Source organism: Streptomyces sp. NPDC001156 (assembly GCF_053598275.1).
Genome location: NZ_JBSFJX010000003.1, coordinates 69,525 through 83,893 on the forward strand (window position 1 = coordinate 69,525; position 14,369 = coordinate 83,893).

Annotated in this window: 14 protein-coding genes; 5 read left to right on the forward strand and 9 right to left on the reverse strand. The window is 70.5% G+C overall.

Annotation, left to right across the window (positions count from 1 at the left end):
* Positions 1–2: 2 nt before the first annotated feature.
* The 4 genes from ACWDA7_RS02605 to ACWDA7_RS02620 form a co-directional block, all read right to left on the reverse strand.
* Positions 3–422 (reverse strand): Fur family transcriptional regulator, encoded by a 420-nt coding sequence (locus ACWDA7_RS02605; RefSeq protein WP_359407264.1) that lies wholly within the window; start codon positions 420–422, stop codon positions 3–5.
* Between the two features lie 186 nt (positions 423–608).
* The gene (locus ACWDA7_RS02610) at positions 609–1,511 is read right to left on the reverse strand and encodes a metal ABC transporter permease (protein ID WP_450602405.1); all 903 of its coding nucleotides are present in this window, start codon (positions 1,509–1,511) and stop codon (positions 609–611) included.
* A complete protein-coding gene (locus ACWDA7_RS02615; RefSeq protein WP_450602406.1) occupies positions 1,511–2,296 on the reverse strand; it encodes a metal ABC transporter ATP-binding protein in 786 nt (261 codons plus the stop codon). The genes ACWDA7_RS02610 and ACWDA7_RS02615 overlap by 1 nt, the downstream gene beginning before the upstream one ends.
* 17 nt (positions 2,297–2,313) lie before the next feature.
* Complete coding sequence (locus ACWDA7_RS02620) at positions 2,314–3,273, reverse strand: metal ABC transporter substrate-binding protein (RefSeq protein WP_450602407.1); 960 nt, start codon at positions 3,271–3,273, stop codon at positions 2,314–2,316.
* A 197-nt stretch (positions 3,274–3,470) separates the two neighbouring features.
* Between ACWDA7_RS02620 and ACWDA7_RS02625 the strand changes: the two genes are divergently transcribed.
* Entirely contained in the window at positions 3,471–4,853 is a 1,383-nt protein-coding gene (locus ACWDA7_RS02625; RefSeq protein ID WP_450602408.1) for a glycine--tRNA ligase, read from the forward strand.
* A 186-nt stretch (positions 4,854–5,039) separates the two neighbouring features.
* Here ACWDA7_RS02625 and ACWDA7_RS02630 read toward each other — a convergent pair whose 3' ends face one another.
* Positions 5,040–6,092 (reverse strand): chitinase, encoded by a 1,053-nt coding sequence (locus ACWDA7_RS02630; protein WP_450602409.1) that lies wholly within the window; start codon positions 6,090–6,092, stop codon positions 5,040–5,042.
* 238 nt (positions 6,093–6,330) lie between these two features.
* Between ACWDA7_RS02630 and ACWDA7_RS02635 the strand changes: the two genes are divergently transcribed.
* Together ACWDA7_RS02635 and ACWDA7_RS02640 are read left to right on the forward strand one after the other, a co-directional pair.
* Positions 6,331–7,335, forward strand: coding sequence for an aldo/keto reductase (locus ACWDA7_RS02635; RefSeq protein ID WP_450602505.1), 1,005 nt, complete (start codon positions 6,331–6,333; stop codon positions 7,333–7,335).
* Between the two features lie 26 nt (positions 7,336–7,361).
* Entirely contained in the window at positions 7,362–7,955 is a 594-nt protein-coding gene (locus ACWDA7_RS02640; protein WP_359407281.1) for a TetR family transcriptional regulator, read from the forward strand.
* 12 nt (positions 7,956–7,967) lie between these two features.
* Here ACWDA7_RS02640 and ACWDA7_RS02645 read toward each other — a convergent pair whose 3' ends face one another.
* The 3 genes from ACWDA7_RS02645 to ACWDA7_RS02655 all read right to left on the reverse strand — a co-directional run bounded on the left by ACWDA7_RS02645 (position 7,968) and on the right by ACWDA7_RS02655 (position 10,562).
* Positions 7,968–8,423, reverse strand: a complete 456-nt coding sequence (locus tag ACWDA7_RS02645) for a VOC family protein (RefSeq protein ID WP_450602410.1) — start codon at positions 8,421–8,423, stop codon at positions 7,968–7,970.
* A gap of 326 nt (positions 8,424–8,749) precedes the next feature.
* Entirely contained in the window at positions 8,750–8,962 is a 213-nt protein-coding gene (locus ACWDA7_RS02650) for a hypothetical protein (RefSeq protein ID WP_450602411.1), read from the reverse strand.
* 172 nt (positions 8,963–9,134) lie between these two features.
* Positions 9,135–10,562, reverse strand: coding sequence for an MFS transporter (locus ACWDA7_RS02655; protein ID WP_450602412.1), 1,428 nt, complete (start codon positions 10,560–10,562; stop codon positions 9,135–9,137).
* A gap of 101 nt (positions 10,563–10,663) precedes the next feature.
* On the opposite strand from ACWDA7_RS02655, the gene ACWDA7_RS02660 reads away from it, so the two are divergent.
* On the forward strand, positions 10,664–11,575 hold the full coding sequence (locus tag ACWDA7_RS02660; RefSeq protein ID WP_450602413.1) for an MmyB family transcriptional regulator: 912 nt from the start codon (positions 10,664–10,666) through the stop codon (positions 11,573–11,575).
* Positions 11,576–11,632: 57 nt separating this feature from the next.
* Here ACWDA7_RS02660 and ACWDA7_RS02665 read toward each other — a convergent pair whose 3' ends face one another.
* Positions 11,633–13,078, reverse strand: a complete 1,446-nt coding sequence (locus tag ACWDA7_RS02665; protein WP_450602414.1) for an MFS transporter — start codon at positions 13,076–13,078, stop codon at positions 11,633–11,635.
* A 108-nt stretch (positions 13,079–13,186) separates the two neighbouring features.
* On the opposite strand from ACWDA7_RS02665, the gene dusB reads away from it, so the two are divergent.
* A complete protein-coding gene (gene dusB / locus ACWDA7_RS02670) occupies positions 13,187–14,365 on the forward strand; it encodes a tRNA dihydrouridine synthase DusB (RefSeq protein ID WP_450602415.1) in 1,179 nt (392 codons plus the stop codon).
* Positions 14,366–14,369: the final 4 nt, after the last annotated feature.

Here is a 14,369-nt window from a genome sequence, read left to right on the forward strand (position 1 = left end):
GTTCAGCCCTCGGCGGCCGCCGCGCACTCCGCGCACGTGCCGAAGATCTCCACCGTGTGGGCGACGTTGACGTAGCCGTGCTCCGCGGCGATCGCCTCGGCCCACTTCTCCACCGCGGGGCCCTCGACCTCGACGGCCTTGCCGCAGATGCGGCAGACTAGGTGGTGGTGGTGTTCGCCCGTCGAGCAACGGCGGTAGACGGACTCGCCGTCGGACGTGCGCAGGACGTCGACCTCGCCCGCGTCGGCGAGGGACTGCAGCGTGCGGTAGACCGTCGTCAGGCCCACCGAGTCGCCCTTGTGCTTGAGCATGTCGTGGAGCTCCTGCGCGCTGCGGAACTCGTCGACCTCGTCGAGCGCCGCCGCGACGGCGGCACGCTGGCGGGTGGATCGTCCCTTCACGGGCTGGCCGGCGGTCGTCACCGTTGCCTCCTTCTTGATGGCTCGCTCGCCTACGGGGCGCCTCGAGCCGGTGCCGGGACCGCGACCGTGCTCAGCCCTTCGGGCCGCCGCGTGATCGCGCTGTCGACACCGGCGCGCCTCGTCGTCTCTCTCCCGGCTCACGTCTGCGCCCTGCCGGGCCATTGTGCCAGCCCGGACGGGGCATGGTCAGACTCCGACCTCGTCGGTCGCCCCCCGGGTGGCCGGAATCGCGCACTCGAGCGGGTCCCCGGGGGCCTGCGCGGCGGCGACGGCGCGGGCGCGTCGGCGCGCCAGCGGGGTGGCCAGGGCGGTCAGCACGACGAACACGCCGATGGTCAGCAATACGATCGTGGCACCGGGCGGTACGTCCTGGTAGTACGACGTCACCGTGCCGCTGATGGTCACCGTGACCCCGATCACCACCGCGATCACGAAGGTCGTCGCGAAGCTCCGGGTGAGCTGCTGCGCGGCGGCCACCGGCACCACCATGAGCGCGGACACCAGGATCAGGCCGACGACCCGCATCGCGACCGTCACGGTGACCGCGGCCGTGACCGCCGTGAGCAGGTTCAGCGCGCGGACCGACAGGCCCGTGACCCGGGCGAACTCCTCGTCCTGGCTGACCGCGAACAACTGACGGCGCAGCCCCAGGGTCACCACGATCACGAACCCGGCGAGGATCGAGATGGCCGTCACGTCCGACGGCGACACCGTCGACAGGGAGCCGAACAGGTACGAGCTGAGGTTGGCGTTGGAGCCGCCCGGTGCGATGTTGACGAACATCACGCCGCCCGCCATGCCGCCGTAGAAGAGCATGGCGAGCGCGATGTCGCCGCGCGTCTTGCCGTACCAGCGGATCAGTTCCATGAGGACCGCGCCGAGCACGGAGACGGCCGTCGCCATCCACACGGGGGAGCTGTGCAACAGGAAGCCGAGACCGACGCCCGTCATTGCCACGTGGCCGATGCCGTCGCCCATGAGGGGCTGGCGGCGCTGCACCAGGTAGATGCCGATGGCGGGGGCGGTGATGCCGACCAGCACGGCGGCGAGCAACGCGCGCTGCATGAATTCGTAGTCGAGGAGTTCCATCAGCTCAGCAGTCCCGTACGGATCGATTCGGTGCCCGCCGGTGCGTGCGGGTGGACGTGGTCGTGGCCGGGCAGCGCATGCTGGCCGACCGCGTGCGGGGGCGGTCCGTCGTGCAGGACGCAGCCGTCGCGCAGAACGACCGCCCTGTCGATCAGGGGCTCCAGCGGGCCCAGCTCGTGCAGGACCAGCAGGACGGTCGTACCGGCCGCCACCTGCTCCCGGAGCGTCCGGGCGAGGATCTCCTGGCTGGCCAGGTCGACGCCCGCCATCGGCTCGTCCATGATCAGCAACTCGGGCTCGGCGACCAGGGCGCGGGCGATCAGCACCCGCTGGTGCTGGCCGCCGGAGAGGGCGTTCACGGAGTCCTTGGCGCGGTCGGCCATCCCGACCATCTCCAGCGCTCTGCGTACGGCCGCGTGGTCGGCCTTGCGGAAGACGCCGAAGCGGGTGCGGGACAGCCGGCCCGAGGAGACGATCTCGGTGACCGTCGCCGGGACACCGCCCGCAGCGGTGGTGCGCTGCGGTACGTAGCCGACGCGCGCCCAGTCGCGGAAGCGGCCGCGCGGGACGCCGAACAGCTCGATCTCGCCGCCGCTGGCCGGCACCTGGCCGATGACGCTGCGGATCGCGGTCGACTTGCCGGAGCCGTTCGCGCCGAGCAGGGCGACGACCTCACCGCGGCGCAGGGTGAGGTCGATGCCGCGCAGGACGGGCCGGGCGCCCAGCTCGGCCCGTACCCCGCGCATCGCTATGACGGGCCCGCTCTTGTCGTCCGTCTCGCTCATGTCGGCCTCCCCGACGATCACTTGGCGCCCAGGGCCGTCTGCAGGGCCTTGAGGTTCGCTTCCTGGACGGCGAAGTAGTCCTTGCCGCGTGACTTGTCCGTGATGCCCTCGATCGGGTCGAGGACGTCGGTCTTCAGACGTGCGTCCTGCGCGATGGTCCTCGCGGTCTTGTCGCTGACGAGCGTCTCGTAGAACACGGTCGTCACGCCGTCGGCCTTCGCCATCTTCTCGAGGTCCTTGACGCGCGCGGCGCTGGGCTCCGACTCGGGGTCGAGGCCGTTGATGGCCTCCTCGGTGAGGCCGTAGCGCTCGGCGAGGTAGCCGAAGGCGGCATGCGTGGTGACGAAGACCTTGGTCTTCGTGTTCGCGAGGCCGTCCTTGAACTCGGTGTCGAGGCCGTCGAGCTTCTTGACCAAGGCGGCGGTGTTCTTCCGGTAGTCGGCCGCGTGGTCCGGGTCCGCCTTCTCGAAGGCCTTGCCGACGCCCTCGGCGACCTGGGTGTAGCGCACCGGGTCGAGCCAGATGTGCGGGTCCTTGCCGCCGGACTCCTCGCCCTGGTGGGTGTCGTGCTCGGCCGCGTGGCCGCCGACCTCGTTGCCGTGCTCCTCCAGGGTGGTCAGGGAGGCGGCGTCGATCTTCGTCTTGATCTCCGACTGGGCCACGGCGTCGTCGACGGAGGGCTGGAGGTTCTTGAGGTAGAGCACCGCGTCGGATTCCTGGAGCTGCGCGGTCTGCCGGGCGCTGATCTCCAGGTCGTGCGGTTCCTGGCCGGGCTGGGTGAGACTGGTGACGTGGACGTGGTCGCCGCCGATCTGCTCAGCGAGGAAGGCCATGGGGTAGAACGACGCGACGACGTCGAACTTGTCCGTGTTGCCTGCGGCTGCGCTGTCGGTGGAGCAGGCGGAGAGGGCCGCGATCCCGAGTGCGGTGGCCGCGGTGGCGGCGGCCACGGGTATGAGGCGTCGTCGTACGTTCATGACAGTCATTTTCAACAAACATGGAAACCGTTGTCAACAACGATCGCGGTGAGAGCGGGGCCCGCCCGGGTACCCGCTCCGGGTGCCCTACCGATTTGATTGGAGGGGAGCCCCCGCCGGTAACCTGAAGCATTCGCTCTGAAGCAATGCTCCGCAGCAGACGCTTCGTCGCCCGTCGTCGTAATGAAGAGAGCACCGTGGCCGCCGACAAGATCGACACCATCGTCAGCCTGAGCAAGCGCCGTGGCTTCGTATTCCCCTGCAGCGAGATCTACGGCGGTCAGCGTGCCGCCTGGGACTACGGACCGCTGGGTGTCGAGCTCAAGGAGAACATCAAGCGCCAGTGGTGGCGCTACATGGTGACGTCGCGCGAGGACGTCGTCGGTATCGACTCGTCGGTGATCCTGGCGACCGAGGTCTGGGTGGCCTCCGGTCACGTCGCCACCTTCACCGACCCGCTCACCGAGTGCACCTCCTGTCACAAGCGTTTCCGCGCCGACCACCTGGAAGAGGCATACGAGGCCAAGCACGGCCGGATGCCGGAGAACGGCCTCGCGGACGTCAACTGCCCGAACTGCGGCAACAAGGGCATGTTCACCGAGCCCAAGCAGTTCTCGGGTCTGCTCTCCACCCACCTCGGCCCGACGCAGGACAGCGGTTCGATCGCCTACCTGCGCCCCGAGACCGCACAGGGCATCTTCACCAACTTCGCCCAGGTCCAGCAGACCTCGCGCCGCAAGCCGCCGTTCGGCATCGCGCAGATGGGCAAGTCCTTCCGCAACGAGATCACGCCGGGCAACTTCATCTTCCGCACCCGCGAGTTCGAGCAGATGGAGATGGAGTTCTTCGTCAAGCCGGGCGAGGACGAGAAGTGGCAGGAGTACTGGATGCAGGAGCGCTGGAACTGGTACACGGGCCTCGGTCTGCGTGAAGAGAACATGCGCTGGTACGAGCACCCGAAGGAGAAGCTCTCCCACTACTCCAAGCGCACCGCCGACATCGAGTACCGCTTCCAGTTCGGCGGCAACGAGTGGGGCGAGCTGGAGGGTGTGGCCAACCGCACGGACTACGACCTCGGCGCCCACTCCAAGGCCTCGGGCCAGGACCTGTCGTACTTCGACCAGGAGGCCGGCGAGCGCTGGACCCCGTACGTCATCGAGCCCGCGGCGGGTGTCGGCCGCGCGATGCTGGCGTTCCTGCTGGACGCCTACGTCGAGGACGAGGCGCCGAACGCCAAGGGCAAGATGGAGAAGCGCACGGTGCTGCGCCTGGACCCGCGGCTGGCGCCGGTGAAGGTCGCGGTCCTGCCGCTGTCCCGCAACCCCGAGCTGTCCCCGAAGGCCAAGGGGCTGGCCCAGGCGCTGCGCGCGCACTGGAACATCGAGTTCGACGACGCGGGTGCCATCGGCCGCCGCTACCGCCGCCAGGACGAGATCGGCACGCCGTACTGCGTGACGGTCGACTTCGACACGCTCGAGGACAACGCCGTGACGGTGCGTGAGCGCGACTCGATGAAGCAGGAGCGCGTGTCGCTGGACCAGATCGAGGGCTACCTCGCGAGCCGTCTGATCGGCTGCTGAGCACGCCGCACACGCGCCGGCCGAGGATCGGCGCCGAGGTGCGGAAGCCGTCCGGGAAGCCCCCGGTTCCCTGCGCGGGAACCGGGGGCTTCGTCGTCCCCTGCCGAGCCCCGACCCCGCCCCCGCCGCCAGGGGCGGAGCACCCTCGTACGGTCGCTGGTGGCGGGGCAGGGCTCATCGACGGCCTCAGCGGCCCTGGAGCGCCCTGACGTTGTCGCCGAACGTCCAGTTCTTCGAGCCGTCCCAGTTGACGGACCAGGTCATCAGGCCCTTCAGGCTCGTGCCGTAGTGCCTCCACGCCTGGGAGACCAGGGACGGTGACATATAGCCGCCGCCCGCTCCGGACTGGGCGGGCAGTCCCGGGACCTGCTTGTCGTACGGCACCTTGACCGTGGTGCCCTGGACGGTCAGGCCCTTGTTCAGGCAGTCCGTCTGCGCCACGAAGCCCGCCACCGTGCCGGCCGCGTAGGAGTCGGCGGAGCAGCCGTACATGCTGCCGTTGTAGTACTGCATGTTGAGCCACCACAGCCGGCCGTTGTCCGCGTACTTCTTGATGACCGGCAGGTACGCGCCCCAGATCGAGCCGTAGGTGACGCTGCCGCCGGTGACGTACGCGGTCTCCGGGGCCATCGTCAGGCCGAAGTTCGAGGGCATCCGGGCCAGCACCCCGTCGATGATGCGGACCAGATTGGCCTGGGACGTGGACAGTTGGCCGATGTTCCCGCTGCCGACCAGGCCCGTCTCGATGTCGATGTCGATGCCGTCGAAGTTGTACTTCTGCAGGATCGGGACGATCGTCGAGACGAACCTGTCCGCGACGGCCGTCGAGCTGAGGTCGATACCCGCCGTCGCCCCGCCGATGGACAGCAGGATCGTCTGCCCCGCCGCCTTGGCCGCGCACATCTCCGCCGGGGTCGCCACCTTCACCCCCGTGTCCATGCCGTCCTCCCACAGCGCGGTGCCGTCGGAGCGGATGACCGGGAACGCCGCGTTGATCACGTTGTAGCCGTGCGCGGCGATACGGGAGTCGGTGATCGGGGTCCAGCCGAAGGGCGGGTGGACCCCGTTCGACGAGCCGTCCCAGTTCTCCCAGTAGCCCTGCAGGACCTTGCCGGCCGGGCGGGACTTCACGGCGCAGGTGTCGGCCGCGGACGCGGTGGGGGCGATCGCGACCGACAGGGGGACGAGGAACGCCGCCGTCAGGGCGGCGGCGAGCAGGCGGAACCTGTGGCGGAGCATACGGGCCTCCCGGTGGGGGTGCGGTGAGGTGTCGTAGACATGACAGTGCGCTGGTCCAGACCTCTCGTCAATAGGTCTGGACCAGGTCGCGTGCCCGGCCGCGCCCAGAGTGCGACGGTGCGGGTGGGGCAGGCGTGGATGACGGGGAAGGGTGACAAGTGACAGCTGACAGATATTGAAATCTGTCAGCTGTCATGCCATGCTGGATTCACGCTTCAACGAGAACCAGGGAGATTTCATGCGCACCCTCCAGCTCGGGACCACCGGACCCCAGGTCTCCGCCCTCGGCCTCGGCTGCATGGGCATGTCCGCCCTCTACGGCGACGCCGACCGGGCCGAGTCCATCGCCACCATCCACGCCGCCCTGGAAGCGGGCGTGACCCTGCTCGACACCGGTGACTTCTACGCCATGGGCCACAACGAGATGCTGATCGGCGAGGCCCTGCGCTCCGCCCCCGCCGCCCGCCGCGAACAGGCCCTGGTCAGCGTCAAGTTCGGCGCACTCCGCGACCCCGACGGCAACTGGTCCGGGCACGACGGCCGCCCCGCCGCCGTCAAGAACTTCGCCGCGTACTCGCTCCAGCGGCTCGGCGTCGACCACATCGACGTCTACCGGATCGCCCGCCTCGACCCCGACGTCCCGATCGAGGAGACGGTCGGAGCCATCGCCGAGCTGGTGGAGAAGGGACACGTCCGGCACATCGGTCTCAGCGAGGTCGGCGCCGACACCATCCGCCGGGCCGCCGCCACCGCCCCGATCACGGACCTGCAGATCGAGTACTCGCTCATCTCGCGGGGCATCGAGAACCGCATCCTGCCCACCACCCGGGAGCTGGGGATCGGCATCACCGCGTACGGCGTCCTGTCCCGCGGTCTGATCTCCGGCCACTTCACCCGCGACCGGAAACTGGCCGCGAACGACTTCCGCTCCTTCTCGCCCCGCTTCCAGGGCGAGAACCTCGACCACAACCTCGGCCTGGTCGACGCGCTGCGCAAGGTCGCCGAACAGAAGGGAGTGAGCGTGGCCCAGCTGGCCATCGCCTGGGTCCTGTCCCGCGGCGGGGACATCGTGCCGCTGGTCGGCGCCCGCACCCGGGAACGCCTGTCCGAGGCGCTCGGCGCACTGGACGTGACCCTGGACGAGGCCGACCTGGCGGCGATCGAGGCGGCCGTACCGGCGGACGCGGCGGCCGGTGCCCGCTACCCCGAGATGCAGATGACGCACCTCGACAGCGAGCGCTGACCCCGCCGGCGGGTAGCGTCTTTGCCATGGCACCCACCACCGAGACCCTGACCGCCGAGCGCATCCTCGAGACGACCGAGGAGGTGCTGCGCCGCCACGGCCCCGCCAAGGCCACCGTGGTGGACGTGGCCCGCGCGCTCGGCGTCAGCCACGGCAGCGTGTACCGCCACTTCCGTACGAAGGCGGCGCTGCGGGACGCGGTCACCAAGCGGTGGCTGGACCGTACGGCTGCGGCGCTGGCCGGGTTCGTCACCGAGGAGGCGGATCCCGAGACGCGGCTGCGGGACTGGTTCCGGGGGCTGTTCGAGGCGAAGCGGCACAAGGCGGGGGACGACCCCGAGCTGTTCGCCACCTTCACCGTGCTGGCCGACGAGAACAGCCAGGTGGTCGACCAGCATCTGGAGGACCTGACGGGCCAGCTCACGGAGATCGTCCGCGACGGTGCCGCGTCCGGTGCCTTCACCGCCGCCGACCCCGCGACCACGGCCCGCGCCCTGTTCCACGCCACGGGCCGCTTCCACGACCCCTCCTACCACCGGGAGTGGTCGCGGCCCGGCATCGACGACCAGTTCGAGGCCGTGCTGGATCTGCTGCTGCGCGGGCTGCGGGCCGGTACCTGAGGCAGGCCGCGCTCAGGCGACACAGAACTCGTTGTCCTCCGGGTCCCGCATGACCCACCAGTGGCCGGCGGGGCCCCTGTCCACCTCCTCGACGCGCGTCGCGCCCAGGGACTCCAGCCGGGCGGCCGTCGCATCCCGGGCTTCGGGGCCGGCGTGGACGTCGATGTGCAGCCGGTTCTTGGCGCTCTTGGGCTCGGGGACGTCCTGGAACAGGACCCGGCGGCCCCGGCCGATGCCCGTCTCCTTGTCGTACGGGTCCTCGGGGTGCCGGATCGCCGCGAAGCCCCGGAAGACACGGATGCCGTTGTGCTCGGCGACCGCCATCTGCGGCAGTTGGCCCGCCGCCAGCAGGCGCTCGATCAGCGCGCTGTTGTCCTCCACCTCATAGCCCAGAGCCGCCGCCCAGAAGTCCGCCAGGGCGGGGGCGTTGTGCGTGTCGACGACCAATTTCCAGTCCATTGCTGCCATGTGACCACTTGTATGGGCCGCATGGGGTCGCCGTCCATGGGTGGGGCCGAGGAGAACGGAATCGTGCCGGGTCCCGCACCGGGGCCGCCTGTCTCTTCGATCCGGGAGCCCTGGGCCCGGAACCGCTCACCGGGAGTGGACCGGGAGCCTTCCGGCGCCAGGAGATGCCGCACGAGCCCGCCGGTCCGGCCGGCCGGACCGTGCGGTCCCGGCCCGGCCGACACCGCCGGTGCACGACGGAGCACTGCGGCAGTCCCCACAAGGGCCGACGCCGCCCGCCCGCCGGGCCGAGGAGCGCCCTTGCCCGACCGTCGCCCGGGGGCAGGTCACTGCTGGGTCTCCGCCCGGTCCTCCGTCGCCTGGTGCTCCTCGGCGAGGTGTTCCTCGGCCTTCAGCCACGGCAGGAACTGGGCACTCTTGCGCCAGCCGCATGTGTCGCACCGGATCTTGCGCTTCGCCCCCGTCCCCTCCACTCGCACCACGTGCTCATGCCCGTCCTGGTCCCAGCGGCTGACCTTGCTCGTGTTCATCTGCAGCATGACGCCTCCACGGAAAACCTGTCCGCCCGCGCAGCAAGGAGTGTGCAGCACCAGCAAGATCGATAGGGCGTCTTGTACGGCGAGTTGACACTCCTGTCACCGAGCCTTCGCCGAAGCGCTCCGTTGCCCCGCGTCCTGTGCGGACGCGGGGCACTTCCGGGCGTGCCCGGCGTCAGCTGATCGTGCGCGGCAGGCGCAGGCTCAGGCCGACCGTGAGGGCCACACCGGCCAGCTGGACCAGGAGCGTGGTCACCAGCGCGTCCCGCATCCCCATACCAGGCACCAGGGCGAGGAAGAGTGAGCCGAGCGTCGCCACGCCGAGCGCCAGCGCCGACTGCTGGGTCGTGATCATCACGCCGCCGCCGACGCCCGCCCGGGCCGGCGGGACCTCGGACAGGATGATCCGCAGCACGATCGGGAGCTGGAGCGCCTGGCCCGCGCCGGCCACCGCCGCGCCCGGCAGCAGCTCCACCACGCCCAGATGGGGCCAGGAGCGCCAGGCGGCGAACGCCATCAGCGCCACACCGACGCCCTGGACCAGGCCGCCGACGCTCACCACACGGGTGCCGAACCGGGCGACGAGCCGCGGTCCGCAGAGCGACACGACGAAGAACGCCACCGCCATGGGCACGAGCGCCAGGCCCGCCCCGACCGGGCCGAGTCCGGCGCCCTGCTGCAGGGACACCGCGATCACGAACATGAACCCGCTGAAGCCGATGGAGAACGGCACGATCATGATCAGTCCGCGGCGCAGCGACACCAGCGCGAACAGGCTCGGCGGCACCAGCGGTGTACGGCCCCGCCGGTCCGCGTGGCGCTCCACCGCGTAGAACGCCCAGGCCGCGAACGGGAAGGCGGCGAGGGCCAGCCAGGTCCACAGCGGCCAGCCGGCCGCGCGCCCCTCGGTGAGCGGCGCGAGCAGGGTCAGCAGCGAGAGGGCGAGCAGCACGGTGCCGGGTCCGTCCACCGGCTCGGGGTGGTGGGAGCGGGTCTCGGGGACGGTCCGCGCGGCCAGCACCAGGCCGACGACCACGACGGGGACGTTGACGAGGAACACCGAGCGCCAGCCGGTGCCCGCGATGTCCGCGGCCACGAGCACACCGCCGAGGATCTGCCCGGCCACCATGGAGAGCCCGGCCGTCGCCCCGTACAGACCCATCGCCTTGGCGCGGCGCTGTCCGCTGGTCGCCGCCTGGATCGTGGCGAGCACCTGGGGCAGCATCGCGGCGGCCGCCGCGCCCTGCGCGACCCGCGCGGCGACCAGTGTCCAGGCGTTCGGGGCGAGCCCACACGCCAGCGAGGTCACCCCGAAGGCCGCCATCCCGCCGAAGAAGAACTCGCGGCGGCCGAAGAGGTCGCCGAGCCGCCCGCCGAGGACGAGCAGGACGGAGTACGACAGCCCGTACCCGGCGACGACGAGTTCGAGCACGGCCTCGCTCGCGTGCAGGTCCCTGCCGATCGTCGGGAGGGCCACGTTGACGATGAAGAAGTCGATGAGCGGCAGTGCCGCGGCCAGCAGCACCGTGAAGAGTCCGAGGCCGCTCAGCCGGGGCGTGGTCACCGGCGAGCGGACGGTACGGGAAGTCAGAGTTTCGGTCACGCCATCGAGCCTGCGGGGAGGCTCAGAGTGGTACCAGAGTCTCCTTATCCTGGTAGAAGCACTACCTGGCAACAGGGTCCGGTACTCGGCAGGCTGAGGGAATGACGACCATGGTGCAGGAGACGACGGCTGTCCGTGAACCGCGGGCACGGGGAGACCGCGAGGCGCCCGCATCGGACATCCGGCGGCACGAACTGGCCGCGTTCCTGCGGCACCGGCGCGAGCACATCACCCCGGAGCAAGTGGGGCTGCCCCGCGGCCGGCGCCGCCGCACCCCGGGGCTGCGGCGCGAGGAGGTCGCGCACCTCTCGGCGGTCGGAGTGACCTGGTACACCTGGCTGGAACAGGCCCGGGACATCCAGGTCTCCGTCCAGGTCCTCGACGCCCTGGCCCGCGCCCTCCTGCTCGACGGCAGCGAGCGGTCGCACCTGTTCAACCTGGCCGGGGCCATCGACCCGGCCCCCGGTTCGAGCTGCTCGCCGGTCACCGACGCCCAGCGCGCCCTGCTGGAACAGCTGGAGCCGATCCCGGCGTGCATCCAGAACAGCCGGTACGACATCCTCGCCTACAACCGCACCTACGGGCTGCTGCTGTGCGACCTCGACGGCGTTCCGCCGACGGACCGCAACTGCATGGTGCTGTGCTACACCAACGCGGACTGGCAGGCGTCGATCGTGCAGCTGGAGGAGACCATGCGGCTCATGGCCGCCAAGTTCCGTGGCGCCATGGCCGGCCATCTCGGCGAACCCGCCTGGAAGATGCTGCTCAAGCGGCTCACGACCGAGTCCGCCGAGTTCCGGCAGGCCTGGGAGCGGCACGAGGTCGTCGGCGCCCGCAGCAAGCGCAAGCAGTTCCTCAACGCCCATGTCGGTCGGCTGACCCTGGACCACACGGACCTGTGGCTGGGGCCGCACGACGGAGCGCGGATGGTCACCTACGCGCCGGCGGACGAGGAGTCGGGGCTGCGGCTGGAGAAGCTCCAGGACATCGCACTGGCCAGGAGCGCGGTGTAGGGGACGCGGAGCCGTCGGCCGCCGTTTCTGCGGCGGCCGACGCGCGAACGGGGCTCCCTACGCCGAGACGCCGGCGGCCTCCCGGACCTCGGCCGACTCCAGCAGATCGGCCGTACGCTCCGCCGTCCCCCTGGCCCACCGGCCGGAGGTGAGTGCGCCCAGGGCGAGCACCGCGAGGCCGCACGCGGTGAGGATCCACCAGCCGGGACGGGCGGCGGCGACGAAGGTGTCCTTGTACGAGGAGGAGGCCACGCCCGAGGCCAGCACGGCGCCGACCACGGCGACGCCCAGGGTCTGGCCGAGCTGCCGGCTGGTGGAGGCGACGGCGGCGGCGACGCCCGCCTGTGCGCGGGGCATGCCGGAGACGGCGGTGTTGGTGATGGGGGCGTTGACGAAGCCGAAGCCGATGCCGAACAGGACGTACCCCACGAAGAGCGTGGCGTTCGCCGTCTCCGCCTCGAAGGCCGCGAACAGCACGGCGCTCGCGGTCATCGCCGTACCCGCGATCAGGAGCGGCAGGCGCGGTCCGAGGCTGCCGACCAGACGGCCGGACAGGGGTGCGCACAGGAAGGTCGGGGCCGCCATCGGCAGCATCCACAGACCCGCGTGCAGGGCGTCGAGGCCGCGCACGTTCTGCAGGTAGAGCGTGGACAGGAACAGGAAGCCGCCCAGCGCGGCGAAGGCGCTGATCGCGATCACGGTGGCACCGCTGAACGGGGCCGAACGGAAGAACCGCAGGTCGATGAGGGGTTCGGCGCGACGGGGCTCGAACCAGAGCAGACCGAGCAGGGCCACGAGCGCGATGCCCGCGAACGGGAGGACGGAGGCGAGGCCGGAGTCGGGGGCCGCGATGATCGCGTAGGTGAGCGAGCCGAACAGGGCGATCACCAGCAACTGGCCGACCGGGTCGGGGCGGCGGGCCTTGGGGGCCCGGGACTCGGGGACGTAGCGCAAGGTGAGCAGGAGCGCGGCGAGGCCCACCGGCAGGTTGACCCAGAAGATCGACCGCCAGCCGACCGACTCGACGAGCAGACCGCCCACCAGCGGACCGGCCGCCATGGAAATGCCGACCACGGCACCCCAGGCCCCGATCGCGCGGGCGCGCTCACGTGCGTCCGTGAAGGTGTTGGTGATGATCGACATGGCGACCGGGTTGAGCATCGAACCGCCCACCGCCTGCACCATGCGGAACACGATCAGCAGGTCCAGGTTCGGAGCGAGGGAGCACAGCAGCGAGCCGACGCTGAAGACGATCAGGCCCGCCATGAAGACGCGCTTGCGGCCGATGCGGTCGGCGGTGGACCCGGCGAGCATCAGCAGCGACGCGAGGACCAGGGTGTACGCGTCGATCGTCCACTGCAGACCCGCCGTGGTCGCGTGGAGCTCGCGTTGCATCGAGGGCAGTGCGACGTTCAGGACGGTGTTGTCGAGGCTCACGATCAGCAGGCTCATGCAGCAGATCGCGAGAACCAGAAAACGTCGTCGGTGGCTGAGCTCGGGCATGTGATCCATCGTACGCTGATATCGATAGTGCGGTTAACTAATGACCGCTACATGGTCCCACAGAACGGATCCGTGCCGGTACCCCTCGGCATACGTGACAATGGGGGAATGCCCACGCTCACGACGAACCCGACCACGGCGACCCCGGTGACGCCGTACCCGGCGCTGCCGATCGGTCCGCACACCGTCCAGCCGCCCGTCGTGCTCGCGCCCATGGCCGGGATCACGAACGCGCCGTTCCGCACGCTGTGCCGGGAGTTCAGCGGTGGCAAGGGGCTGTTCGTCAGCGAGATGATCACGACCCGGGCGCTGGTCGAGCGCAACGACAAGACCATGCAGCTGATCAAGTTCGACGCGACCGAGAAGCCGCGCTCGATCCAGTTGTACGGCGTGGACCCGGCGACCGTCGGCAAGGCCGTCCGCATGATCGCGGAGGAGGACCTCGCCGACCACATCGACCTGAACTTCGGCTGCCCGGTGCCGAAGGTGACCCGCAAGGGCGGCGGTTCCGCGCTGCCGTACAAGCGGAACCTGCTGCGGGCGATCCTGCGCGAGGCCGTGAGCGGCGCGGGCGACCTCCCGGTCACCATGAAGATGCGCAAGGGCATCGACGACGACCACATGACCTACCTGGACGCCGGGCGGATCGCCGTCGAGGAGGGCGTGACGGCCATCGCGCTGCACGGCCGCACCGCCGCCCAGCACTACGGCGGTACGGCGGACTGGGACGCCATCGCGCGGCTGAAGGAGCACGTCCCGGAGATCCCGGTGCTGGGCAACGGCGACATCTGGTCGGCCGAGGACGCGCTGCGGATGGTGCGCGAGACGGGCTGCGACGGAGTGGTGGTGGGCCGCGGCTGCCTCGGGCGCCCATGGCTGTTCGCGGACCTGGTGGCGGCCTTCGAAGGCCGTACGGACGCGATCATGCGGCCGACGCTGCGCCAGGTCGCGGACATCATGGTCCGGCACGCCACCCTGCTCGGCGAGTGGATCGGCGACGAGCCGCGCGGGGTCATCGACTTCCGCAAGCACGTGGCCTGGTACCTGAAGGGCTTCGCGGTCGGTTCGGAGATGCGCAAGCGGCTCGCGATCACCTCCTCCCTCGAGGAGCTGCGGGCCGGCCTGGACGAGCTCGACCTCGACCAGGCCTGGCCGCTGGGCGCCGACGGGCCCCGTGGCCGCACGTCCGGCAACAACCGGGTGGTGCTGCCGGACGGCTGGCTCAAGGACCCGTACGACTGCGCGGGAATCGGCGAGGACGCGGAGCTGGACACGTCCGGGGGCTGATGCC